Source organism: Cellulomonas aerilata, assembly GCF_007991755.1.
GTDB lineage: Bacteria > Actinomycetota > Actinomycetes > Actinomycetales > Cellulomonadaceae > Pengzhenrongella > Pengzhenrongella aerilata.
The window spans coordinates 1-24314 of record NZ_BJYY01000023.1; the positions used below are offsets into that span (position 1 = coordinate 1).

Sequence of the window (24314 nt, forward strand, 5' to 3'; positions counted from 1 at the left end):
CGCCGACCCCCGTCCCGACGCCCACACCCACGGAGCCCGCCGGGCCCGCCACACCCGGCCCCACCCCCACCACGGGCGCGCCCGGCACGCCGGCCGACGAGCCGCGCACGGGCGAGGCTGTGCGGGGCAGCACCGCCGGCGCGGGGACGACCGCACCGTGACGTCACCGCCGGCGCTCCCGCTCACCCGGGAGCGCCGGGTCGCGTCGACCGGCCGGCTCCGCGGCCGCCGGCCTCAGGCGAAGACCCACCGCCGGTAGAGCACGTAGTTCGACGCCGTGGCCACCACGACGGCGACGCACTTCGCCGCCGCCGTGGGCAGCCCGAGACCGGCACCGACCTGCAGCACGAGCAGGGTCATGAGGAAGTTGCCCACGAGCAGCACGGCGTACCGGACGGACTGCACCCGCAGCCGCCCACCGGTCCCCGCCATCGACCGCCGGTTGAGCCCGAAGTTCACCAGCAGGCTGGCCCAGTACCCGACCGTCGCGGCGAGCCACACGGGTAGACCGGCGGGACCGGAGAGCAGCAGGAGCGAGCCCATGTCGACGACGAAGCTCAGACCGCCGATCACGAGGTAGTGCACCAGGGGGTGGCGCCACCAGGGTGCGCCGCGCCCGGCGGGCCCGGCCGGCGGCGCAGGGTCGGAGGGTGAACCCGACGCGGGGGCCACGGGCAGGGCGGCGGCTCCGGGCGGGGCGGTCGACGCGTCGCGGCGCAGGTCACGGGGCCTCACCGCACGATCCTCGCTCCACCTCTCGGCGGCGCTCGACGACGCCCGCTCGGTCGCTCCGTCGTCCGTCCGTCCGCCGGTGCCACGTTAGGGTAACCGCCATGCCCCGAGACCAGCGCCAGCGGGTCCTGGTCGTCATCCCCGCCTGGAACGAGCAGGACGCCCTGCCCGGCGTCCTGCGCGAGGTGGCCGCGTCCGACCTCGGCGCCTCCGTCGTGGTGGTGAACGACGGCTCGACGGACGACACGACCGGTGTCGCCCGGGCGGCCGGCGTGGACGTGCTCGAGCTGCCCATGAACCTCGGCGTCGGCGGGGCGATGCGCGCCGGCTACCGCTACGCGCGGCGCTACGGGTTCGACGTCGTGGTCCAGCTCGACGCCGACGGCCAGCACGACCCGCGCGAGGTCCCCCTGCTCCTGGAAGCCCTGGACGCGACCGGGGCGGACCTGGTGATCGGCGCACGCTTCGCCGGGCGGGGCGACTACGCCGCGAACGGACCGCGCCGCTGGGCCATGCGCGCGCTGTCCGTGCTGCTGTCCCGGGTCACCCGGACCCCCCTGACGGACACCACGAGCGGCTTCAAGGCGGCCGGTCCCCGGGCCGTCGCGCTGTTCGCCACGAACTACCCGGCCGAGTACCTCGGCGACACCGTCGAGTCGCTGGTCATCGCGGCGCGCGCGGGTCTGCGGGTGCGGCAGGTGAGCGTCGAGATGCGCCCGCGCGCGGCGGGACAGCCGTCGCACGGTCCGCTGAAGGCCGCCGTGTTCCTCGTGCGCGCCATGGTCGCGCTCGTGATGGCCCTGCTGCGCCCCAAGGCGGCACCGCTCGGAGGAGGGCTCACGTGAGCGCCTACACGTTCGCGCTGCTGCTGTCCGTCGCGACCCTGGCGCTCATGGTCAACCTGCTGCGCACGCGGCGGATGCGGGAGAAGTACGCGCTGTGGTGGGCGCTGCTGGCGGTCGGCGTCATCCTGCTCGCGCTCAACCCGCGCATCCTCGAGTGGGCGGCGGACGTCGTCGGCATCGTCGTCCCGACGAACCTCCTGTTCTTCGCCAGCGGGTTCGTCCTGCTGGCGGTCTGCGTCCAGTTCAGCACGGAGCTGTCCAGCCTCGAGGAGGACCGCCGCGTCCTCTGCGAGGAGGTCGCCATGGTCCGGCTCGAGCTGCGCCACCTGACGGAGCGGGTCGCCCGCCAGGAGGCCTCGGCCGGCGCGCCCGAGCCAGACCCCCACCCGCTCCCCGCGGCAGGCGGGCTCGTCCCGGCCGCGGCGCCTCCCGGCCCGCCCGACGACCTCCCGGACGGCACCGGACCGGCTCGGACGTGAGCACCGCCGCCGCCGGCGCCGTCCGCCCGCCGCGCAGGCCGCGGGTGCGGGCCGGGACGCGCGGGCAGGCCGGGTCCCGGGGGCGGGCCGGTTCGTGGGGGCGGGCCGCGGGCCTGGTGCTCGCGTGGCTGCTGCTGTTCGGTCTGACCGCGACCTGGTCGCTGGGCACCCCCCTGTCCGCGTCGCCCGACGAGCCGGCCCACACGATCAAGGCGCTGGCCGTCGCGCGCGGTCAGCTGTCCGGCGACCTCGGGCCCGTGCCGGTGGACTGGACGGTCCCCGGCGCGCTCACCACCGTCCAGATCCCGTCGGGCTACGCCGCGGCGTCCGACACCTGCTACGCGCGGCAGCCCGACGAGAGCGCCGCCTGCCAGGCCCCGCTGCGCACCGACGCGGGCCCTCTCGTCGACGCGACCACGCCCGCCGGGCAGTACCCCCCGCTGTACTACTGGCTCGTCGGCCTGCCGAGCCTCGTGCTCGCGCCCGACCGCGGCATGCACGCCATGCGGCTCGTGAGCGCGGCGGCCGCCTCCCTCATGATCGTGTGGGGCCTGCGCGCCCTGTGGGGCCGTGGCTCACCGCGGATCGCCGCGTGGAGCGCCGCCGTCGCGCTGACCCCGATGTCCCTGTTCCTCGCCGGGACCGTCAACCCCAACGGGCTCGAGATCGCCGCCGCGTTCAGTCTGTGGGCCGCCGGCCTCGCGCTGCTGTCGGGGCGGAGCACGCAGCCGTTGGGCTCGCGCTGGCTCCAGGTCGCCGTCTCCGCGGCGGTGCTCGTCAACATCCGTGCCCTGTCTGCCCTGTGGGCGGCGGTCGTCCTCGCGCTGTGCCTCCTGGCGGCGGACCGGGGGGCGCTGCGGCGGGCCGTGGGCTCGAGGTGGGCCGTGCCCGCGGTCCTGGTGATGGTCGCCGCGTCGGCGGTTGGCGTCGCCTGGACCGTGCGGCACGGCGCCCTGCTCCACGGCGAGGACATCTGGCCGCAGTACCGGGACACCGGGCGCGCCCTGCGGGACATGCTGTGGGGCGGCGAGACGCTCTACCTGCAGATGATCGGCAACTTCGGCTGGTTCGACACCCCGTCGCCGCCGCTCACGGTCTACCTGTGGACCGGCGCCGTGGGTGCTGCGGGTGCGCTCGCGCTCGCCCTCCCCGGGGCGGTCCGGGGTCGGCTCGCGCTCGGAGTGCTCGTCGTCGGGGTGTGCGTCGGGCCGATGGTCGCGCAGCTCCCGAGCGTGGAGGACACCGGACTGGTCTGGCAGGGGCGCTACACGCTCCCCGTCGCCGTCGGCGTGCCCCTGCTCGCCGGTGCCCTGCTGACGGGCGCCCGCACCGAGGCGCTCACGCTGGCCCGACGCCTGGCCGGGGTGCTGCTGCCCCTGCTCGGCGTGGCGCACGTGCTGGCCTTCTACTGGGCGATGCGCCGGTACGGCGTCGGGGAGACCCGGGAGCTGCTCACCGAGCAGCCCACGTGGACCTCTCCGCTCGGCTACCTGCCCGCCGTGGGCCTGCACGCGGCGCTCGTGGTCGCGCTGGTGGCGCTGGCGCTGGTCACGAGCCGGAGGTCCGGCACGCCGCAGGACTCCCCCGAGCCGCAGCACCACGCCCGACCCGGGTCGCTGCCGCAGCCCGAGCCACAGCCCCAGCCCCAGCCCGAGCCGCTCCGATAGGCCCCCCATTGCGGATCACCCTCGACGCCACCCCGCTGCTCGGACCGCGCACCGGGATCGGGCGCTACGTCCACCACCTCGTCGCCGAGCTGCCGGGAGCGCTCGCCCGCCGCGGCGCCGACGCCGAGGTGCGCGCGACCACGTGGACCGCGCGCGGCGGCGCCCTGCGCGACCTGCCGCCCGGCGTGCACCAGGTCGGCCCCCGCGTGCCGGCGCGTGCCCTGCGTGAGCTGTGGCGACGGGGCGGAGTGCCGCCCATCGAGGCGCTGGTGGGGCGCACGGACGTGTTCCACGGGACCAACTTCGTGTCCCCGCCGACCCGCCGTGCCGCCGAGGTCCTCACCGTGCACGACCTCACCTACCTCCACCACACCGCCACGGTGGGCGCCGCCAGCCTCCTCTACCGCGAGCTGGTGCCCCGTGCGCTGGCCCGCGGGGCGCACGTCGTGACGCCGAGCCGCACGGTCGCGGCCGCCGTCGCCTCCGAGTACGGCCTCCCGGACGACCGGGTCACGGCGACGCCGCTCGGCGTGGACCCCGAGTGGTCCCGGGCACAGCCGCCCGCCGCGAGCTGGCTGGCCGGGCGCGGGCTGCCGGCGGACTACCTCGTCTTCGTGGGGTCGCTCGACCCGCGCAAGAACCTGCCGACGCTCCTGCGGGCCTACGAGGGCCTGCGGGCCGACGTCCCGGACGCCCCCGGGCTCGTGCTCGCCGGTCCCGCCGGGCGCGAGCAGGCCCTGGCGGCCGTGCCGGGCGTGCACCTGACGGGCTGGCTCGACGACGCCGACCTCCGTCGCCTCGTCGCCGGTGCGCGCGCCCTGGTCCTGCCCTCGCTCGACGAGGGGTTCGGCCTGCCCGTGCTCGAGGCGCTGGCGTGCGGGCGCCCCGTCGTGGTCGCGGACATCCCGGCGCTGCGCGAGGTCGCCGGGGAGCACGCCGTCGGCGCACCACCCACCGACCCCGACGCCCTGGCGGACGCGCTCGCGCGGGTCCTGGCGGCCGGCGACACCGCCGCGGACCGCGCCGCCCGCCGCGCCCGGGCGGCGACGTTCACCTGGGCGGCGTGCGCCGACGCCACCCTCGACGCCTACGGGCTCGCGTGAGCGCGCCGGCGGCACGCCCCGCCGACGTGACGGTGGTGACGGTGACGTGGAACGCCGCCGACCTGGTCCTGGACTGCCTCGCGGGGCTGGCGGCCCAGCGGCTCGGCGACCTCGCGATGGACGTCGTCGTCGTGGACAACGCCTCGACGGACGGCACGGCCGACCTGGTCGAGCAGACGTACCCCCAGGTGCGGGTGGTCCGAGGGGACGTCAACCGCGGGTTCGCCGGGGGCAACAACGTCGCGCTGCGCGAGGTCGCGACGCCGTTCGTGATCCTGCTCAACAACGACGCCGTGCCCGGTCCCGACGCCGTCGCCGCCCTGGTCCGGGCGCTGCGCGCGGCACCGGCCGACGTCGCGGCGCTCACGGCGACCGTGCTGCTCGCGGACCGCTTCCGCCCGCCGACGGCGGACGACCCCGCCGCCGACCTCGTGCACGGCCCCGACGGCACGTGGGTCCGCGACCCGCGCGGGCCGGTGACGCTCGTGAACTCCACGGGGAACGTGCTGCGCACGGACGGCTACGGGGTCGACCGGGGCTGGCTGGCGGACGCCGCGCGGCACCGCCCCGAGCCGGACGTCTTCGGGTTCTGCGGCGCAGCGGCGATCCTGCGGACCTCGGCACTGGCCGACGTCGGGCTCTTCGACGAGGACTTCTTCCTCTACTACGAGGACTCCGACCTCTCCTGGCGGCTGCGGCTCGCGGGCCACCGGGTCCAGCACTGCGCAGCTGCGGTCGTCCACCACGTCCACGCGGCGTCCACCGGCGAGGGCAGCCCGCTGTTCCGGTTCCACGACGGCCGCAACCGGCTGCTCATGCTCACCAAGGACGCCACGGCGGCCCGCGCCGCGCGCGCCGTCGGCCGGTACGTGCTGACGACGGCGTCGATCGCGGTCCGGCGGAGCCAGCCGTGGGACCACGTGCTGCTGCGGGGCCGCGTGCTCGGCTCCTACGCCCGCCTGCTCCCCGCCGCGCTGCGCCGCCGCAGGGCGATCGGGCGCGCCGCCCGCGTGCCCCGCCGCGAGGTGGAGCGGCTGCTCGTCGACCCGCCGTCCACGGCGACGGGCGGGTACCGGGCGTGACCGGGGCGGCCGGCCCGCGACCGGGCCGTGCAGCGGCACCCCGGTAGGCTCGCCCCGGACAGCACACCGACCAGGAGGAACCCGTGCACCTGCTCGTCACCGGCGGAGCCGGCTTCATCGGCTCCAACTTCGTCCACCAGACGGTCCGCGAGCGCCCCGACGTGCAGGTGACGATCCTCGACGCGCTGACCTACGCGGGCGACGAGGCCTCCCTCGCGGCGGTGTCGGACCGGGTCACCCTCGTCCGTGGGGACATCGCGGACGCGGCGGTGGTGGACCCGCTGGTCGCGGAGGCCGACGTCGTCGTCCACTTCGCCGCGGAGTCCCACAACGACAACTCGCTGACGAACCCGTGGCCGTTCGTGCAGACCAACGTGGTCGGCACCTACACGCTGCTCGAGGCGGTGCGCCGGCACTCGACCCGCTTCCACCACATCTCGACCGACGAGGTCTACGGCGACCTCGAGCTCGACGACCCGGCGAGGTTCACGCCGGAGACGCCGTACAACCCGTCCAGCCCGTACTCGTCGACCAAGGCCGCGAGCGACCTGCTCGTCCGCGCGTGGGTGCGGTCGTTCGGGGTCCAGGCCACGATCTCGAACTGCTCCAACAACTACGGGCCGTTCCAGCACGTGGAGAAGTTCATCCCCCGCCAGATCACCAACGTGATCGACGGCATCCGCCCCAAGCTCTACGGCAAGGGCGAGAACGTGCGGGACTGGATCCACGTCGAGGACCACAACACCGCGGTCTGGACCATCATCGAGCGCGGCCGGATCGGCGAGACGTACCTCATCGGCGCGGACGGCGAGGAGAACAACAAGAACGTCGTCGAGCTCATCCTGGAGCTGACGGGCCGCCCCCGCGACGCCTACGACCTGGTCAGCGACCGTCCCGGCCACGACATGCGCTACGCGATCGACTCGAGCAAGCTCCGCACCGAGCTGGGCTGGGAGCCGCGGTACGACAGCTTCCGCGACGGCCTCGCCGCGACCATCGAGTGGTACCAGGCCAACGAGGCGTGGTGGCGCCCGCAGAAGGACGCCACGGAGGCGAAGTACGCCGAGCTCGGGCGCTAGGCCGCGCGGGCGGCGCACGGGCTGGGCGGCGGGCGCACCGGCGCAGGGGCCGCGCCCGGCGCCGGCCGTCAGCCCAGACCCGCCAGGAGGTCGGCGACGACGCGACGGTTGACGGCCAGCCGGTCGGCCACCGGCCCCAGCAGGTCCCGCGGGTCCGCACGCCCCGGCGTGGGCAGCACGAGACCGGCGGCGTGCCGGGCGGACGCCGCGTCGTGCCCGGTGACCACGCGCGCGCGCAGGGGCGAGCCGTCGAAGAACGCGACCTTGGGGTCGGACATCGCCAGGACGCTCGGGATGCCCTGCGCCGCGGCGAGCAGCGCGGGGTGGAACCGCATGGACACCAGGGACCCGAACGCGGCAGACCAGCGGTACAGGTCGTAGGCGTCGAGGTGGCCGGCCGGCACGGTGACCCGGTCCCGCTGGTGGGCCGGCAGCCGCTCCACCGCGGTGCGGGCGACGACGTCGTCGTCGGAGTCGCCCGGGACGCCCTGCGAGCTCGACCACGCGGTGACCGGCCGGTCCCCGCTGCGCTCGAGCACGGCGGCGAGGAACCGGGCGGCCAGCAGGCCGCGGTCCGCCGACTCCCCCGGCACCACGTGGTCGCTGAGCACGACGCCGACCGTCCCGGGGTCCGCCGGAGGTGCGGTCGGGCCGGCCCCCAGGTCCGCGCCGACCAGCTCCAGGGAGAAGTCGGTCCCGAGGTGCACGCGGGCGGGGTCGGCGCCGAGCTCGACGGCGCTCGCGCGGGAGCCCGCGTCGCGCACGAGGACGACGCTCGCCCGGGAGAGGACGCCGGCACCGAGCAGCCGGCGGCCGAACGCCGTGCGGAACACGCCGACGGTCTGGCCCAGCAGGGCGACCGACCCCGTGAGGTCGACCGCGCGGGCGAGCGAGTCCACGCGCGCCCACGGGCTGTACCCCTCGCGCAGGAACCCGCCGCCCTGGCTGATCACGAGGTCCGCGTCGGCCACGAACGCGCGGCCCGCCTCCCGGTCCCCGGCCGCCGGCTCGGCCCACCGGGTGCCGAGCAGGGCGTCGAGCGGCGGGGCGAGCCGCAGGTCCGGGTAGTGGTGCCCGACGGCGGCCCTGCCGTACGCGGCGTGCACGACGACCGCGCCGGGGGCGAGCTGCTCGACCATGCGCTGGGTCGCGATCGCGATCGCGGCGTCCCCGGCGTTCTGCAGCCAGCAGTCCGTCAGCAGGACGCGAGGACCGCCTGCCGGCCAGCCCCGTGCGTGGTCCCAGATCACCCGCGCCCCAGCGCCTGGTCGAGGTCGACCGGGTCGGCGGACCCGGCCACGTCGAACAGCGTCCGGTAGTCGTGCGCGTAGAGGGTCGAGGACCGGTTGGCCTCGACCGTCAGGCGCCCGGCGGTCGCGATCCGCTGCCGCTCGTCCGGACGCATCTGGAGCAGTCGGCGCAGCACGGCGGCGACCGAGGGGACGGACGAGTTGTCGACCAGCAGCCCGTTGACGCCGTCCCGGATCACCTCCGGCACCCCGAAGACCGCGGAGGCGATGACGGGCGTGCCGAACGCCATGGCCTCGAGCATCGACCGTGGCAGCGACTCCACGGAGGAGACGAGGATGAACGCGTCCGCGGCGAGGTACCAGTCCTCGATGTCGGGCGTCACGGGGAGCAGCCGGAGCCGGTCCCCGACCCCGAGGCGGTCGACGAGCTGGTGGACGATCGCGGAGAACACGTCACCCCGGTCGCCGACCAGCGCGAGCACCGCCTCGGCGTGCGTGCGGCTGACCTGCGCGAACGCGGTGGCGAGCAGCGCCTGGGCCTTGCGGGGCTCGAGGGTCCCCAAGCACATGAGCAGGACCTCGTCCGGACCGATGCCCAGCCGGCGCCGCACGGCGTCCCGCGGGTGCCCGGCGACGACCTCGGCGACGCGCTCGAGGTCGATCCCGTAGTCCACGCGCACCGCGCGGCCCGGCCGCACGAGGTGCTCGAACAGGCGCTGCGTGGCGTCCGCCTCGAACACCACCGCGCCCGCCTGCTCGAACGCGTCGAGGAACCGGCGGCGGACCCACTCGTCCGGCGGACCGGGGAAGCCGACCGCCAGGTACACCTCGGGCGGGTAGCTCTCGTGCACCGCCCACACCGAGGGGACGCCCAGCCGCGCGGCCAGGTCGACGCCCCAGTAGCACCCGGCGGTGTTCGCCAGGACGCGGTTCGCGCCGGTGGTGACGGCGATCCCGGTGACCAGCTGCAGCCACTCCTCGTACCCGACGCCCGTCCAGCCGGGGTTCGCCACCACGTGCACACGGGCGCCCATCGCCTCGAGGTCCTCGCGCAGGACCCCGTCGGACAGGGACATGACCGTGCAGGTGACGCCCTCGCGCTCGAGCAGCCGCCGCAGCAGCTCCTGGAGGTAGAGCTGTCCGCCGCCCAGACCCAGGTGGTGGGTCAGGACGAGCAGGTTGAGCCCCTGCTCGTCGGGTCGGTGCCCGCGCGCGAGGAGGTCGGTCCGAGCGGCGAGGACCGCCGCGCGCCCCGGGTCGTGGACGGTCACGTCCACGGGCACCGAGCGGACGGTGCGCTTGCCGAGCAGGATCCGCCCGTGCGGGCCGACGGCCTCCGCGACGACGCGGACCTCGCGCGCGGTCTGGCCGAGCGGGACGAGCACCTCCCAGCCGGAGAGGGGGGCGTCCGCGTCGTCGACCACCGCGGCGATGTCGGGCCGCGGATGGTGCAGCAGCTGGGCGGGCCGGGGCGGCCCGTCGTCGGTCGTCACCTCGACGCGGTCGTACCCGCGCGACGTGAGGAACCAGCCGCGGACCGCGAGCATGCCGCTGACCTGCTCGCCCTCGGCGGGCAGGTCGAGGGCGCCCGGCGGGTCGGCGGAGGGCAGGTCGACGTCGAGCGGCACCAGCTGCTCGACCAGCCCGTAGCCGAGCAGCGCGAGCGCACCCACCCGGTGGTAGCCGGGCTGCAGACGCGAGCGCTCGATGCTCGCGACCCAGCCGGCGTGCGGGGACCGTCCCGTCAGGGGCCGGCCACCGGCGTCGGTCGGCGTCGTCCGGCCCCGGTCGGCGAGCGCCAGCGGCACGCCGTCGACCGTCAGCCACACCGCCGCGATGCCCTGCGACGGCAGCGCCGCCCACCCGCGCACGGTGATGCGGTCGGCGTCCACCCGGACGTCGGTGACCACCCCGGCGAGCCGGCCCGGGCCGGCGCTCACGACGGCGCGGCGCGCGCGGGCGACGTGCGCGCGGGTGCGCTGGAGGGCTCGGTCGAGCGCAGCCGGTCGCGACCCGGGCGGCTGGGCCGTCACCGGCTCCGACCTGCCGCGGCGACCGACGCGTCGGCCGGCGCGCCGCCGGGCACCGCGGCCGGGACGCCGCGCCGCCGCAGGTCGGCCACCTCGACCGCGGACGCGTACGTCGCCGCGAGGCCCGCGTGCAGCCCGACGGGATCGTGGCCGGCGAGCGCCCGGTACGCCGACACGTCGAGGACGATCGACTCGACGTCGAACCCGCGCGCGGGCTCGTGCCGGACGGTGATCCCCCGACCCGTGATCTGCTCGAGCAGCTGGACGATCTGCAGGAGGGACGTCCCGACGCCCGTGCCCACGTTGAGCGTCGCGGGGCCGGCCGCGGTGAGGGACACGCTGACGGCGCGCGCCACGTCGTCGACGTGGACGTAGTCGCGCACGCTGCGGCCGGCGCCGAACACCGTCACGGGCGCGCCCTGGAGGAGCTGCTCGAGGAAGACGCCGACGACGCCCTGGCCGCGCCCGACGGGCTGCAACGGCCCGTAGGCGTTGGCGACGCGCAGCACCCGGGCGTCGATGCCGTACAGCTCCCGGTACATGCCGATGTACTTCTCGGCCGCGAGCTTGAGGATGCCGTAGGACGTGGTGGGGTCGGTGGGGTGGTCCTCCGTGACGGGCAGCGTCCGGGGGTTGCCGTAGACGGTGCCGCCCGAGGAGAGGAAGACCAGCGAGACCGAGGGCCGCCGGCGCAGCGCCTCGAGCAGGTGGATGAGCGGGGTGAGGGAGTCCTGGATGTCGGCCAGCGGGCTCGCGTTCGACTCCTGCGGGAACAGGCAGCCGACCGCGTACACGACCGCGGACGCACCCTCGAGGAGCTCGTCGTGGACGGTGGGGTCGCTCGCGTCGAGCGTGAGCACGCGCGCGCCGGCCAGCCGGCCCGGGTCCCGCGGGGCGCGCCGGGCGGCGACCGTCACGTCGAACCCGTCGGCCAGCAGGCGGCGCGCGACCGCGCTGCCCACGAAGCCGGTACCGCCCAGGACGACGGCCCTCGACCCGCGGCCGATCCGGGCGGAGCTCTCCCCGCGCGGATGCGGCAGGCGGTCGACCGGCTGCCCGGGACGGAGCGCCTGCACGACCCCGCCCGTAGATCCTGAACGCACGCTGGTCCTCCCTCGACAAATCGCGCGTTACGCTACCAGCCGCCCGAGTCGGGCCCCGGATGCCCTGCCGGGCTGAACGACTCCCCGAGACGACCCGTCCGAGAGAGTCCCGCATGACGTCCCCCCAGGCTCGCGAGCGCGCCCGAGCTCCGCTGCCCGCCGTGGTGATCCCGCTGGTCACCCTGCTGGGGATCACCGGCTGGACCGCCGCGAACGCCTGGTGGCTGGCGACGCACCGGGCCGGGCGACCGCTGAACATCGACGAGGCCGGGTACCTCGGGATCGCACTGACCTACGCCCGCGGCTGGGAGCTCGGTGGCCCGACCGGCTGGCTGGACGCCGTCCTCGGCCCGAGCATGCACGCGCCGCTGACCCCCGCCGTGACGTCGCTCGTCGTGCTCCTCGGGTGGGGCCCCGAACGGGCCGGGATGGCGGTCGTGCTGGCGTCCGGGGCGCTCACGCTCGTGCTGCTGGCGCTGCTCGCGGCCCGGCTGCGGCGCCGCGCCGTCGTGGGGCTCGCCCTCGTGCTGCTCGCGACGACGCCCGGCTTCCTCGCCTACTCCCGCAACGTGAGCTTCGCGGTCCCCGCCACGGCGCTCGTGCTCGCGGCGCTCCTGGCGCTGGCCCGGTCCCGCGGGCTCACCAGCACCCCGTGGTCGCTCGCGTTCGGGGTCGCGGTCGGGCTGCTGCCGCTCACCCGGACGATGACCCTCGCCTTCGTGCCCGTGCTCCTCGTGGTCGCCGTCGTGCAGGCGCTCGCGACCCCGGGCGACCGCCGGCGCCAGGCGCTCGCGCTCCTGCTCGCGTGCCTCGCCGCGGCGGGCGTGGCGGCGACCTGGCTGGTCCCCAGTCGCGAGCTGGTGCTCGGCTACCTGACGAGCTACGGGTACGGCGCGCAGAGCGCCGCGTACAGCCTCGGCGCCGCGTCCCCGCCCCTGGCGCTGCTCGGGATGGTCGCCAAGGAGACGTTCGTCCCCCACTTCGTGCTCGGGCTGGCCGGGTGCGCGGCGGCCGCATGGCCGGCCCTCCGCGCGCTGCGCGCCCGGCACTCGCGCGACGACCTGCGGCGCGTGGCCCGGCACCCGCTGGCTGCGCCGGCCCTCGTGGTCGCCGGGGGCTGCGCCGCGCTGATGTCGTCGCGGAACGCCGGCTCGGCGTTCGCGCTGCCGCTGCTGGGTCCGGCCGCGGTGATCGCCGCCGCCGGCTGGGACCGGCTGCTGCGCGGCCGCGTCGGCGCCGCGCGTCCCGTGGGTCTCGCGCTCCTCGTGACCGTCTGCGTGGTGCTCGCCGTCCCGTCGTTCCACCGCGGGTCGGTGCTCGCCGAGCCGCGGTACGTCTCGGTGCCCGGCACCCCCGCGCTGATCGTCACCGAGGGCGAGAACCTGCACCCCGCGTACGTGACGACCGGTCGGGGCGTGCTGCGGGACCACCCCGCCATGGCTGTGGAGTGGGCGCGCTCGGTGGACCGGCTGACCACGCACGTGCTCGACGGCTCCACCGCCCGGCCGGACGTCGCCCTCGGATTCCGCGGCTACTTCGTCAACGTGAACACGCTGCAGCTGGAGGTGCTCGAGCGCACCGGGGTGGGCGTCGCCGTGGTCCAGATCGACCCCGTCACGCTCGGCGAGGACCTCCCGGCCTACGAGGCCTGGCTGACCAGCGGCTCCGCGGCGGCCAGCTGCCACCTGCTGACCTCGCCCGGGACGGTCAACGAGTTCGCCCCGGTCCCCGACACGGGGGAGCTCGAGGCGGCCGCGGCCCGCGTCGGCTTCCGGGCCGTCGACCGGGTGGCGACGCCCGACGGGCGGACCGTGACCGTGTGGGAGAGGGCGGGCGGCGGGTGCTGAGCCGGGTGGGCGCGAGGCTGGTGGCCGGTCGGGGCGGTGCGGCCGGTCGGGGCGGTGCGGCCGGTCGCGGCGGCGCGGCCGGTCCCGGTGCGGCGGACGGTGGCGTGCGTGCCGGGGGCGCCGGTGACCCGTGGGCACGGCCGGCGCTCTGGGCGCTCGCCCTGGTCCCGGTCGCGATGGTCCCGGGCGGCCTGTTCCGGTTCGCGGTGGCCAAGCTCCTGGTCGCGGTCGTCGCGGTCGGTCTGGCCGCCCTCGCCCGGCCCGCCGGCCGACTGCCCCGGCCGGTCGGGGTGGTCCTCGGCGTCGGCGCGCTCGTGCTGGTGACGTCGGCGCTGTCCTCCGCCGCCCCGGCCGCCCAGCTGCTCGGTCGATGGCCCCGGTACGAGGGGCTCGTCGCCCTGCCCGTGTACGTGGGCGCCCTGTGGGCGGGCGCCCGCCTGCTCGGTCCGGCCGCACCGGTCACCCGCCTGCGCACCCTGCGGACCGCCCTCGCCGTCGTCGCGACGGTCGTCGGCGTCGTCGGCGCCGTCGAGGCGGGCGGTGGGCGGCCGCTCGGAGGGGACGCCGCACGGCCCGGGTCCCTGCTGGGCAACGCCACCGACCTGGGCCTGGTCGGCACGGTCGTCCTCGCCGTGCTGCTCCTGCCCGCCTGGCGGGAGCGGCGCCCGGTGGTCGTGCTCGGTGCGGTCGCGGCGGCCACGGCGGTCGTCGCGTCCGGCTCGCGCGCCGCCGCGCTCGCCGCGCTGGCGGCGGTCGTCGTGCTCGCCGCGTCCGAGGTCCTGCGGCACCGTGGTGCACCGGGCCCGCGGTCGTGGCGGCTGCCGCCCGCCGCGCTGGCGTGCCTCGCGGCGGGGGCCGCCCTGGCTGCGGCGCTCGCGGCGGTGCCCGCCACCCGTGACCGGCTGCTGCGCCTCGGCGACCTGTCGGGCGGGACGGTCGGGGGCCGCCGGCTGCTGTGGGCGGACGCAGGTTCGCTGGCCTCGGACCACCCGCTCCTGGGCGTCGGCCCCAGCGGCTTCGTCGACGCCGTCGCCGGGCGCCACTCCCAGGCGTGGGCGCTGCAGGTGGGCAGCGCCGACCCGCCCGACTCGCCGCACGCCTGGCCGCTGCAGGCGCTCCTCGCCGGGGGCATGCCGCTCCTGGTGCTCGCGGTCGTCCTCGCGGTGACGGTCGTGCGGCTCGGCGCTCGCTCCTGGCGCCTGTCCGCCGGAACCTCGCGCGCCGACCTCGTCCCCGGCGCGCTCGCGGCGACCGGAGGCTACGGGCTCGCGCTGCTGACCCACTTCACGACGCCGGGGACGACGCCCGTGGTGGCGCTGCTCGTGGGGGCGATGGTCGCGACCGCGCCGGCGGCGAGCCGCGAGCCGGGCCACGGGTCCCCGGCCGGGCTCGGCGCACCGCGCGGCCGGACGTCGCGCCTGGTCGCGGCGGGTGCCGGCGTGTGGGGCCTCGCGCTCGCCGCCGGCACCGCGGCGGAGGTGCCGCTCGCCGGCGCGGTGACGGCGGCGGCGGCCGGCCACACCGAGCGCGCCACCGCCGGGTTCGACGCCGCGGCACGGCTGCGCCCGTGGGACCGCGACGTCGCCCTGATCGCCGCGCAGGCGTTCCACGCCGGTTCGCTGGCGGGGGACCCGGCCTCCGGCGCAGCGGCGCTGACCTGGTCCGAGCGGGCCCTGACCGCCGCTCCGGACTCCCTCGAGGCGGCGCTCGTCCACGGCTACGCGCGCGGCGTCGTCGGCCAGGTCGGTCCCGCACGCGCCGAGCTCGACCTCCTGACGGCGCGGGCCCCGTGGCACCCCGACGTCCGGCTCGCGGCCGGCGTGCTGGCTGCCCAGGGCGGGGACACCGGCGCGGCGGAGGAGCACTTCCGGACCGCGGCGCGGTACGCCCCGGCGGACCCGCTGCCGTGGGAGAACCTGGCGATCGTCTACCGGTTCACCGGCCGGCCGGACCTCGCGGCCGCGGCCGAGGCGACCGCCCGTCGTCTCGGAGGGGACAGAAGCGGATGAGCACCGACAGACCCTCATAGACCGGGCCCTGCTGCCGATGGGGCAGACCTGTTCCCTGCTCCTCACCCACGCCCGGAGATCCGATGACCCCGACCCGCGCACCCGCTGCCCTCGGACGGAGCGCCGCCGCACTGGCGGCCCTGTGCCTCTCCGCCACCCTCGGCCTGACCGGCGCCGGCGCCGCCGCGGCCGACGACGGCGACGTCACCGCCCAGGGAGTGCTGCGGGAGGTCGTGGTCGACGGCGGGGACGAGTTCGCCACCGGGCACGGCTCCGCACCGGACGGGACGCCGCACGCGACCGAGGAGGAGCACCCCGCGTCGATCCGGCTCCTGGACGTGGACGGCACGCTGCTGGACCTGCCCCCGGGGCTCGGGACGTCCATCCCCGCCGGGCAGCCCGTCACCGCGACGCTCGACGCCCCGGCGGGCATGAGCGCCGCCGAGGCGGTCGAGTCGGCCGCCACGGACCCCACCGGGGTGGAGGTCGTCGACGTGCGTCGGGCACCCTCGGGTCTCGCGGCGGCGCGGTCCGCCACCCAGCCGGCGGGGCCGCACACGCTGCTCGTCCTGCCGGTGCACTGGGGCGCCCGCGACGCGTCGGACGCGACGCTGCGCGCGGTGGCCGAGGAGTCGGCGACGTTCTGGTCCGACCAGACGGGCGGCGCCATGACGACGGCGGTCACCGTCCGGCCGTCGGCGCTCATCGCCGACCCCGGGACCTGCTCCCCGGCGCACCTGCGCACCGCGGCCCTCGCCGCGCACGGCGTCACCCCGTCGACCGCGCACCGCGACCACGTCGCCGTGTACTTCCCGACCCGCTCCGACTGCGGCGGGTGGGTCGGCCTCGGCGAGGTCGGCGGCAACGACATCTGGATCAACGGGCTCGCGCGGACCGACGTCCTGGCGCACGAGCTCGGCCACAACCTCGGCGTCGGGCACGCCAACGGCACGAGCTGCACCGAGGGAGGGCAGCGGGTCCCGCTGTCGGCGACCTGCACGTTGAAGGAGTACCTGGACGTCTCGGACGTCATGGGGATCTCGACCGGTGCCGCGCCGGGCAACCTCAACACCGCGCTCGCCTCGGCCCTCGGGCTGGTCCGGTCCGTCGACGCGTCGCCGGACCGCACGGTCGAGGTCGACCTCGCGCCGCTGGGGTCGGCGACTGCCGTCCGGGCGATCCGGGTGCCCACCGACCACGGGGACCTGTTCGTCGACTACCGCCCCGCGGTGGGACGGGACACCCGCAAGGCCGCGTGGGCCGGGGTCCAGGCGCACCGGCTCGTCGCCCCCGAGGGCACCCTCGGCGCGACGTCCGAGCTGCTCGACCTCCGCGCCCCGACCGGCACCGGGTTCTCCGTCGTGTCCGCGCCCCTGGGCTCCCGCTGGGCGATCCCGGGGTCGGGCTACACGCTCACGGTGCTGACCCAGAGCGCGACCTCCGCCCGGGTGCGCGTCTCACCCCCCGCCCCGGCGGGCCCGTTCGGCGACGTGCCGGCCGACCACCCGTTCGCGGCCGACATCGCCTGGCTCCGCACGGCCGGTATCAGCCTCGGCTCGGCGGCCCCGGACGGGTCGCTCCTGTTCGACCCGAGCGCGCCGGTCACCCGGGAGGCCATGGCTGCCTTCCTCTACCGCCAGGCCGGCTCGCCCGCGGTGACCACCGCGTCGCCGTTCGTCGACGTCCCCCCGGGTGCGCCGTTCCACCGGGAGATCACGTGGCTGGCCGAGCGGGGGATCTCGACCGGCACGGTCGTCGGCGACCGGCGTGAGTTCCGTCCGGCCGAGTCCGTCACGCGCGAGGCCATGGCCGCGTTCCTGTACCGGGCCAAGGGCAGGCCCGCCTTCACCGAGCCGGCGGTGTCGCCGTTCCTGGACGTGGCCGCGGGCGCGCCGTTCGCCAAGGAGATCGCGTGGCTGCGGGAGCGCGGCATCTCCCGCGGCACCGCCACGCCGGCGGGCACGGAGTTCCGCCCCGCCGAGCCGGTGATGCGCGAGGCCATGGCTGCCTTCCTGCACCGTTCCGCGACGATCGGCTGACCCCGGGGCCGCCCGGGCACGCGAGCCCGCCGGCCTCTGGGCCGGGCACGGCCCGACGCCGCACGCGCACGAGCGCCCTCCACCCCGGCAGGGGTGGAGGGCGTTCGTCGCCGCCGGCGGGTGAGCACCGCCGGTGCGGTCGTGCCGACGTCGCCGTCCTCGTCGCCGGCTCGTACGCCCCGAGGAGGGACGCGGCCATCGCCTCACGACGCACCCGCCTCCCCGGTCGTGGGGTCCACCGACGCGTGGACCTGCTCCGAGCACGCCGCCGGTCGATCTCCCCCGCGAACCGCGCACCCGGCCCCACATCGGCGAACCCGACCGGCTGAGGGCCGCCCACCACGACGTCCACCCCCGACGTCGTCGCGGTGCCCGTCACCACGACGTCGCCCCGCGGAGGGGCGCTGCTCACCCGCCCCGTGGAACGTGTCCGAGCCCTCCCCGGGGCTCCAGGGCGCTTCACCCCTGGCGGCCCCGGTGGAGCTCCGTGGTGGCCCCTGCAGCACCGGACGTCGCGGGCGCACGCACGAGCGCCCCCCACCCCGGCAGGGGTGGAGGGCGCTCGTCGTAACCGGCGGGTGAGCACCGCCGGTGCGGTCGTGCCTACGTCGCCGTGCTCACTTCGCCGGCTCGTACGCCCGGAAGAGGAAGGCGGCCATCGCCTCCCGCCGGACCGGCTCGGCCGGGCGGAACTCCAGCGTGCTGCCCACCTGCGTCCCCTGGGAGATCGCCGCCGCCCGCAGCCACGCGATCTCCTTGGAGAACGTCGCGCCCGCGACCACGTCCGCGAACGGCGACACCGCCGGCTCGGTGAACACCGGCCTGCCCTTGGCCCGGTACAGGAACGCTGCCATCGCCTCACGCGTCACCGACTCCGCCGGCCGGAACTCGAACCTCCCACCACCGACGTCGGTCCCCTTGGAGATCCCCTGCGCCGCCAACCAGGAGATCTCCCGGTAGAACGGCGCACCAGCCTGCACGTCGACGAACGGCGACGTCGCCGGAGCCTCGAACGCCGGCGACCCCGCAGCCCGGTACAGGAACGCCGCCATCGCCTCGCGACGCACCGCGCCGGCCGGGTCGAAGCGCACCTCGCCGGTCGTCGGGTCGACCGACCCCATGGAGATGCTCCGCGCCCGCAGCCAGTCGATCTCCACCGCGAACGGCGCACCCGGCCCCACATCGGCGAACCGGACCGGCTGAGGGCCGCCCACCACGATGTCGACCCCCGTGGCAGCGGCGGTGCCCGTCACGGCGACGGTCCCGGTGCCCGGTCGCGTCGTCCCGGTCCGGTGGAAGACGTCCGAGCCTGCGGCGTCGTCGGCCATGCGCAGCGCGGCGACGAGGTAGCTCCCCGGCAGGAGACCCTCTATGACGTAGGTGCCGTCCTGCCTGGTCCGGCCACCACGCGTCGGCACGGACTCCTCGTCCGGGGCGAAGGCCCGGACGTCGACCCCTCGCAGCGGCACACCAGCCGCGTTGGTGATCCGGCCGGAGATGGTGGCGCCGGTCGCCATGACGACGTCGAGACCCGTGCTCGCGACGCCCTGCGTCAGCGGCACCGTGCGGGCCGCCTCGAACGTCGTGGCGCCGGAGTAGAACTGCGGGACGTACGGGGTCGTGCCGCTCGCCCGCGCGAAGGCGACCTTGACACCGCCGGCGCGCAGACCGTCCAGCGAGTAGGCGCCGCCCTCGGTCCTGCCGGCGTTCTCGTACTCCCCGCGCTCGTTCAGCACCTCGACCGCGACGCCGGAGAGCGCCGTGCCCGACGCGTCGGCCACGGACCCGGACACGCTCGCCGCGGCCTCGAGCCGTGCGTCGACGTCCCCGACGGCGCCGGCCGTCGGGACGACCAGGGGGGTGGCGGTGTCGGGGCTGCCGGCGTCCTGCCAGTACTCGTAGGCGTAGCTGCCGGCTGGACCGTAGAAGGCGACGACGTAGTCGTCACCGCGCAGGCCGTCCACCTCGTACGTGCCGTCCGGGCGGGTGGTCGCGTAGCCCCCGCCCCCGACGCCGTCGAACGGCATGGCGTGCACCGCTGCGTGGGCGACCGGGTCGCCCTGGCTGTCCGTCACCGTGCCGGTGAAGGTGGCCCCCGCCGCGAGGCCGGCGTCCGCGACCGCGGTGGCGCCGGACGTGACCGCGACCTTCGCGCTCGCGTCCCAGTCCGCCCCGTCCCCGTAGTACTCGCCGACGAGGTTGCCGTTCTGGGTGCCGCCGGTGAACCAGATGCTGTAGGAGTCGGCCCGCAGCCCGGTGGCCGAGTACCGGCCGTCGGCGTCGGTGGTCAGGAAGCGCCAGTCGTAGGCGTTCATGCCGGAGAGCGAGACCTGCGCCCCGGCCAGCGGGGCGCCGGTCGGGCCCGTGAGCGTCCCGGTGATCGTCCCGCCCGGTGCGAGCTCGGCGCTCGCGGGCGTCGTCCTCCCGATCTCGACGGGGACGAGCGACGAGTCGACCCACAGGGGCGCGTCGTCCCAGAACTCGCCGGCCAGGGAGCCGTCGCCCTGGAACTCGACCGTGTACTTCCCGGTCGGGAGGCCGTCGGCGGTGTAGGTGCCGTCCGCCGCCGTGTGGACCTGCCGGTAGGTGCCCGATCCCGAGACGGTGACGGTCGTCCCGGCCGGCACGCCGCCGGGACCCGTCACCGTGCCGTTGATGGCACCGCCCGGCGCCAGCTGCGCGTCGACGCGCTCGACCGTCCGGCCCAGCGCCACGGGGACCTCGGTCGCGGTGTGGACGGTGGGGGCGTCGGGCCAGTGCTCGTCGAGCAGCCCGCTACCCTCCCGCGCGCCGAAGGAGACCGTGTAGACGCTCCCCGCCAGACCGGCGAGCCGGTACGTCCCGTCCTCGCCGGTGGTCGCCGGCTGCCCCCAGCCCGACCCGTCCGCGTGCGCGGCGGTGACCTGGACGCCCTGCTGCGGTGCCCCTCCGGGGCCGGTGACGGTGCCCGTGATGACACCGCCGGTCGTCAGCTCGGCGTCGATGTGCGGGACGGTCGCGCCCGGGGGGACCTCGAGCACCGTGGCCTTGGACCGCTCCGGGGTGTCGTTCCAGTACTCGGAGATCACGCCCGACGTGGGGGGCGCCACGAAGTTGAGGACGTACGAGCCGCCCGCGATGCCGGCGAGCGAGTAGGTCCCGTCCGCTTTCGTGCTCGTCCAGCCGCCGTAGGTCATCGAGCTCGCGGAGTCGGCGGAGACACCCACGCCGGCGACGGGCCGGCCCGCGTCGTCGGTGACCCGCCCGGTGATGGTCGCCCCGGCCTCGAGCTCGGCGTCGATGCCGGCGACCGTCCCGCCCGCCGTCACCGTCACGGGCGTCGCCGTGATCGTGGTCGGGCTGTTCTCCCAGTACTCGTTGATCAGACCCGACATGGATCCGGCGAGGAAGAAGACGTGGTAGTCGCCCGGCTGCACGCCTGCGACCGTGTAGCGGCCGTGGACGTCGGTGCGCGCGTGCGCGCCGATCAGGCCAGCGCCCGCCCGCGGGCTGAGGATGACGGAGACGTCCGCGAGCGGCCCCGCCGGTCCGGTGACGACACCGAGGACCGATCCGGTCGCGGCGGTGTCCGCCTGCGTCGGCGGCTGCTCGGTGACGAGCGCGGCGGCGTCGGGGAGCGCCGGCGCGGCCTGGTCGCGGTGCTCCTCGGGGACGACGACCGAGCCCGGGTTCGCGGCCTGGTCCGCAGCGGCCCGGGCGGCGGCCTCGGCGGCCTCGGTCTCGGCCACCCGGTCGGCGAGGGTCGCGGGGTCGAGGGGAGCCTGGAGCGGGGACGAGAAATCGGTCGGCGAGCCGTCGGCCGCTGTGGTGCGCGAGCCCTCGGGGCGGCCACCGTCGGCCGCTGCGGTGCGCGAGCCCTCGGGCCGGTCACCGTCGGCCGCGGAGGCGGCCGGCGCCGCACCGGTGAGTGCGACGGCGGCGACGAGCGCCGGGACAAGGGCTTGCGCGAGGCGCAGGTGGGAGGGGGGTGAGGCGTGGGACCTACGCATCGGACCGCTTTCTCGAGTGGTGTCGGCGCGCCGCGTCCGTGCGCGCACGCCTGCGTCCGTCCCTTCGGCAGCCCGGACCACGTCCTGAGGACCGGACGGCCGACTTCACCCGACGCCGGCCGACGTCGCCGGGGCGGGCGCCGGCGGCGGTGCCCGCCACGTCCCGGTCGCGTGCGGCCGGCTTCACAACGTCTCTACCCGATCGGCGCTGCCGCTCCGCCGTCCCGTGAGACCCGCACGCCTAAACTCCCTGCGTGCCCTCTCGCCATGCCGCGCGCCCGCGCGTCGCCCGCCACGCCCGCCGCCCGGAGTCCCACCGGGTGCTGTACGGCACCGCGCTCGGCGTCACGGCCCTGCTCGCGTTCGGCGTCACCGGCGCTGCGAGCGCGTACACGCGGCTGCAGGGCAACATCCGGTCCGTCGACGTCACCGAGCTGCTCGGCGAGAACCGCCCGACGCCGTCGGCTGCCCCCGACCCCGACGACCCCAACGCGGGCCGGGCGCTGAACATCCTCCTCATCGGCTCCGACGTGCGCGAGGGCGAGAACGCCGAGATCGGCGGCGAGGTCGAGGGCATGCGGTCGGACACGACGATCGTCATGCACGTGTCCGCCGACCGCAGCCGGGTCGAGCTCGTCTCCATCCCCCGCGACACGCTGGTGGACATCCCGGCGTGCAACCGATCCGACGGCACCGCCTCCCGCTCCCAGCGCGGCCAGTTCAACGCGGCCTTCTCGATCGGGTCCGAGAGCGGCCAGGTCTCCGACGCCGCGGTGTGCACGATCGCGACCGTGGAGGAGAACACCGGCGTCTTCATCGACGACTACGTGGTCATCGACTTCGCGGGGTTCATCCGCATGATCGACGCGCTCGGTGGGGTGCCGATGTGCATCCCGAACGACATGAGCTCCCCCAAGGCGGGGCTGGAGCTCACCGCCGGCAACCACGTGCTCGACGGCTCGACCGCACTGGCCTTCGCCCGGGCACGCACCGGCACCGGGGTCGGCGACGGCTCGGACACCGACCGCCTGGGCCGCCAGCAGCAGCTGCTCGCCGCGACGGTGCAGACCGTGCAGTCCAAGAACCTGCTCACCGACGTGCCGCAGCTGCTGAGCTTCCTCAACGCCGCGACGTCGTCGATCACCGCCAGCCCGAACCTGGCGTCGATCCCCAACATGACCGGCCTCGCCTTCAGCCTGCGCGCCACGCTGGGTGGCAACATCGCCTTCATGACGGTCCCGTTCGCCACCGCGCCGTCGGACCCGAACCGGGTCGTCATGACGGACGAGGCGGACCTGCTGTGGTCGAACATGTCCGCCGACCTGCCCCTGGTCGCCGAGCCCCCGGCCACCCCCGACCCCGCCTCGACGCCTGACCCGGCTGCGACGCCCGACCCCGCCGTCACCACGCCGCCGGTCGAGGCCGCCCCGCCCACTCCCGGCAAGGACCCGATCACCGCCGACGACGTCTCGACCGTCTGTGGCTGAGCGTCCCACCGGCCGCGAGGACGCCCCCGACGCGGCGGGCGGGGGCGGCGGCAGCCGCGCCCGTGCCGGCGGCTCGGCCCGTCCGGTCGGCGGCCCGCCCCGCCCGACGGCTCCCCGGGACCCCCGACGGCCCGCTGCGGACGCCCGCGCCGATGCGGGTCCGAGCGCGCCGCCGCCGAGCTTCGCCCCTGGGGGCCCGGCACGGCGGGCCCCGGCCGTCGACGACGCCGACCCCGTGGGCACGGTCCCGCCGCGCGCGGTCCCGGCCCGCCCCCTGCCGCCGCGCGCGGCGCCGGCGCGGCAGGCCGGGTCCGCCCAGCCGGTGGGCACCGCGCACCCGGTGGAGGTGCCACCCCGCACCGGGGGCCCGCAGCGGACTGGCACCGCCCAGCCCGTGGGCCGGCCGGCCGTGCAGATCCCGCCGCGGTCGGCCCAGGCCCTCGGCGCACCGGTGCAGGTCGGCGGCGCACCGGTGCAGGTCGGCGGCCCAGCCCGGGTCGCGTCCGCACGCCCGGGCACCGTCGCCCCCGGCCTCGCGCCCGGCGCGGGGGCTCCCGGGGCGCCGTCCGCCACGCCACGCGCGGGGCTGCTCGGCGGTCACGGCGAGCGGCGCCGACGGCTGCTGCTCGGGGTCGCGGTCGTCGCGGTGCTCCTGCTCGCGTGGCCCGTCGGCCTGCTGGTGTGGGCCAACGGCAAGATCCAGCACGTGCCGGCGCTGTCCGGCGGCGCCGACACCCCCGGCATCACCTACCTGCTCGCCGGGTCGGACCTGCGCGGCGGGGAGGGCGGCATCGCCCAGGACGGCACGGAGGGTGCCCGCACCGACACGATCATGCTGCTGCACGTCCCGTCCGGCGGGCCGGCCGCGCTGATCTCTCTGCCGCGCGACACCCTCGCCGAGATCCCCGGGCAGGGCGCGAACAAGCTCAACGCCGCGTACTCCTGGGGCGGCGCCCCGCTGCTCGTGGAGACGGTGGAGGGGCTGACCGGCATGCACGTCGACCACTACGTGGAGGTCGGCCTCGGCGGGGTGGCCCAGGTGGTGGACGCCGTCGGCGGCGTCGAGCTGTGCCTGGACCCGGCGGTCAACCAGGTCAGCTTCCCGCTGGACGACCCGGACTCCGGGCTCGTCTGGGCCGCCCCCGGCTGCCAGGTCGTCGACGGCTACACCTCCCTCGCCTTCGCCCGCATGCGCAAGGCGGACCGCGAGGGCGACATTGGCCGCGCCAAGCGCCAGCAGCAGCTGATCGCGGCACTGTCGTCGGCGGCGGCCACCCCGTCCACCGTGCTCAACCCCGGTCGGCAGGTCGGCCTGGTGTCGGCCGGCATCGGGGCGCTGCACGTGAGCGACGGGACGGACATCACCGACCTGGGCCGGCTCGCACTCGCGTTCCGCAGCGCGTCCGGGCCGGAGGGCATCCGCGGCACGCCGCCGATCATCGACGCCGACTACCGGCCCGGGGGCATCGGCTCGACCGTCCGGCTGGACCCGGACGCGTCGCCGGCGTTCTTCCGCGACGTGATGAACGGCGACCTGCCGGCCGGTCCGGTCGGCGGGGTCCCCGCCGGCTGA

16 protein-coding genes are annotated in these 24314 nt (G+C 76.6%); 11 read left to right on the forward strand and 5 right to left on the reverse strand.

Going from position 1 to position 24314, the window contains the following annotated elements; translation table 11 throughout:
• Positions 1–234 precede the first annotated feature (234 nt).
• Positions 235–735 (reverse strand): GtrA family protein, encoded by a 501-nt coding sequence (locus tag CAE01nite_RS17610; RefSeq protein WP_146906854.1) that lies wholly within the window; start codon positions 733–735, stop codon positions 235–237.
• Positions 736–833: 98 nt separating this feature from the next.
• On the opposite strand from CAE01nite_RS17610, the gene CAE01nite_RS17615 reads away from it, so the two are divergent.
• The 6 genes from CAE01nite_RS17615 (at position 834) to rfbB (ending at position 6987) form a co-directional block, all read left to right on the forward strand.
• A complete protein-coding gene (locus CAE01nite_RS17615; protein ID WP_146906855.1) occupies positions 834–1577 on the forward strand; it encodes a glycosyltransferase family 2 protein in 744 nt (247 codons plus the stop codon).
• Positions 1574–2056, forward strand: a complete 483-nt coding sequence (locus CAE01nite_RS17620; protein WP_146906856.1) for a DUF2304 domain-containing protein — start codon at positions 1574–1576, stop codon at positions 2054–2056. Before CAE01nite_RS17615 ends, CAE01nite_RS17620 begins: the two co-directional genes overlap by 4 nt.
• On the forward strand, positions 2053–3723 hold the full coding sequence (locus CAE01nite_RS17625; protein ID WP_146906857.1) for a DUF2142 domain-containing protein: 1671 nt from the start codon (positions 2053–2055) through the stop codon (positions 3721–3723). Before CAE01nite_RS17620 ends, CAE01nite_RS17625 begins: the two co-directional genes overlap by 4 nt.
• Before the next feature lie 8 nt (positions 3724–3731).
• Positions 3732–4826, forward strand: a complete 1095-nt coding sequence (locus CAE01nite_RS17630) for a glycosyltransferase family 4 protein (RefSeq protein ID WP_222595982.1) — start codon at positions 3732–3734, stop codon at positions 4824–4826.
• A 26-nt stretch (positions 4827–4852) separates the two neighbouring features.
• Positions 4853–5908, forward strand: coding sequence for a glycosyltransferase family 2 protein (locus CAE01nite_RS17635; protein ID WP_281285619.1), 1056 nt, complete (start codon positions 4853–4855; stop codon positions 5906–5908).
• Between the two features lie 83 nt (positions 5909–5991).
• Entirely contained in the window at positions 5992–6987 is a 996-nt protein-coding gene (gene rfbB / locus CAE01nite_RS17640; RefSeq protein WP_146906859.1) for a dTDP-glucose 4,6-dehydratase, read from the forward strand.
• A gap of 68 nt (positions 6988–7055) precedes the next feature.
• On the opposite strand, the gene CAE01nite_RS17645 is transcribed toward rfbB, so the two are convergent.
• Genes CAE01nite_RS17645 through CAE01nite_RS17655 form a run of 3 tightly spaced genes read right to left on the reverse strand, consistent with a single transcriptional unit; the run spans position 7056 to position 11370 of the window.
• Positions 7056–8237, reverse strand: a complete 1182-nt coding sequence (locus CAE01nite_RS17645; protein ID WP_146906860.1) for a polysaccharide pyruvyl transferase family protein — start codon at positions 8235–8237, stop codon at positions 7056–7058.
• Positions 8234–10270: a glycosyltransferase family 4 protein gene (locus CAE01nite_RS17650; RefSeq protein WP_146906861.1), complete on the reverse strand. Its 2037-nt coding sequence runs from the start codon at positions 10268–10270 to the stop codon at positions 8234–8236. Before CAE01nite_RS17650 ends, CAE01nite_RS17645 begins: the two co-directional genes overlap by 4 nt.
• Positions 10267–11370: an NAD-dependent epimerase/dehydratase family protein gene (locus CAE01nite_RS17655; RefSeq protein WP_186816649.1), complete on the reverse strand. Its 1104-nt coding sequence runs from the start codon at positions 11368–11370 to the stop codon at positions 10267–10269. The genes CAE01nite_RS17650 and CAE01nite_RS17655 overlap by 4 nt, the downstream gene beginning before the upstream one ends.
• A 113-nt stretch (positions 11371–11483) precedes the next feature.
• Here CAE01nite_RS17655 and CAE01nite_RS17660 point away from each other — a divergent pair, with 113 nt between their 5' ends.
• The 3 genes from CAE01nite_RS17660 to CAE01nite_RS17670 all read left to right on the forward strand — a co-directional run bounded on the left by CAE01nite_RS17660 (position 11484) and on the right by CAE01nite_RS17670 (position 17265).
• Entirely contained in the window at positions 11484–13217 is a 1734-nt protein-coding gene (locus tag CAE01nite_RS17660) for a glycosyltransferase family 39 protein (RefSeq protein WP_186816650.1), read from the forward strand.
• A 104-nt stretch (positions 13218–13321) separates the two neighbouring features.
• Positions 13322–15226, forward strand: coding sequence for an O-antigen ligase family protein (locus CAE01nite_RS17665; RefSeq protein WP_146906864.1), 1905 nt, complete (start codon positions 13322–13324; stop codon positions 15224–15226).
• An 83-nt stretch (positions 15227–15309) separates the two neighbouring features.
• Positions 15310–17265 carry an S-layer homology domain-containing protein gene (locus CAE01nite_RS17670; RefSeq protein ID WP_146906865.1) on the forward strand — a complete coding sequence of 652 codons (1956 nt, stop codon included), beginning with the start codon at positions 15310–15312 and terminating at the stop codon, positions 17263–17265.
• Between the two features lie 617 nt (positions 17266–17882).
• Here CAE01nite_RS17670 and CAE01nite_RS17675 read toward each other — a convergent pair.
• Positions 17883–21254: a carboxypeptidase regulatory-like domain-containing protein gene (locus tag CAE01nite_RS17675; protein ID WP_146906866.1), complete on the reverse strand. Its 3372-nt coding sequence runs from the start codon at positions 21252–21254 to the stop codon at positions 17883–17885.
• A 254-nt stretch (positions 21255–21508) separates the two neighbouring features.
• Here CAE01nite_RS17675 and CAE01nite_RS17680 point away from each other — a divergent pair, with 254 nt between their 5' ends.
• Positions 21509–22741 carry an LCP family protein gene (locus tag CAE01nite_RS17680; RefSeq protein ID WP_246131325.1) on the forward strand — a complete coding sequence of 411 codons (1233 nt, stop codon included), beginning with the start codon at positions 21509–21511 and terminating at the stop codon, positions 22739–22741.
• A gap of 235 nt (positions 22742–22976) precedes the next feature.
• The gene (locus CAE01nite_RS17685) at positions 22977–24314 is read left to right on the forward strand and encodes an LCP family protein (RefSeq protein ID WP_246131326.1); all 1338 of its coding nucleotides are present in this window, start codon (positions 22977–22979) and stop codon (positions 24312–24314) included.

Coding starts and splice junctions, on each gene's coding strand:
- CAE01nite_RS17615 (WP_146906855.1), top strand. CDS start 834: ATGCCCCGAGACCAGCGCCAGCGGGTCCTGGTCGTCATCCCCGCCTGG.
- CAE01nite_RS17660 (WP_186816650.1), top strand. CDS start 11,484: ATGACGTCCCCCCAGGCTCGCGAGCGCGCCCGAGCTCCGCTGCCCGCC.
- CAE01nite_RS17670 (WP_146906865.1), top strand. CDS start 15,310: ATGACCCCGACCCGCGCACCCGCTGCCCTCGGACGGAGCGCCGCCGCA.
- CAE01nite_RS17675 (WP_146906866.1), bottom strand. CDS start 21,254: ATGCGTAGGTCCCACGCCTCACCCCCCTCCCACCTGCGCCTCGCGCAA.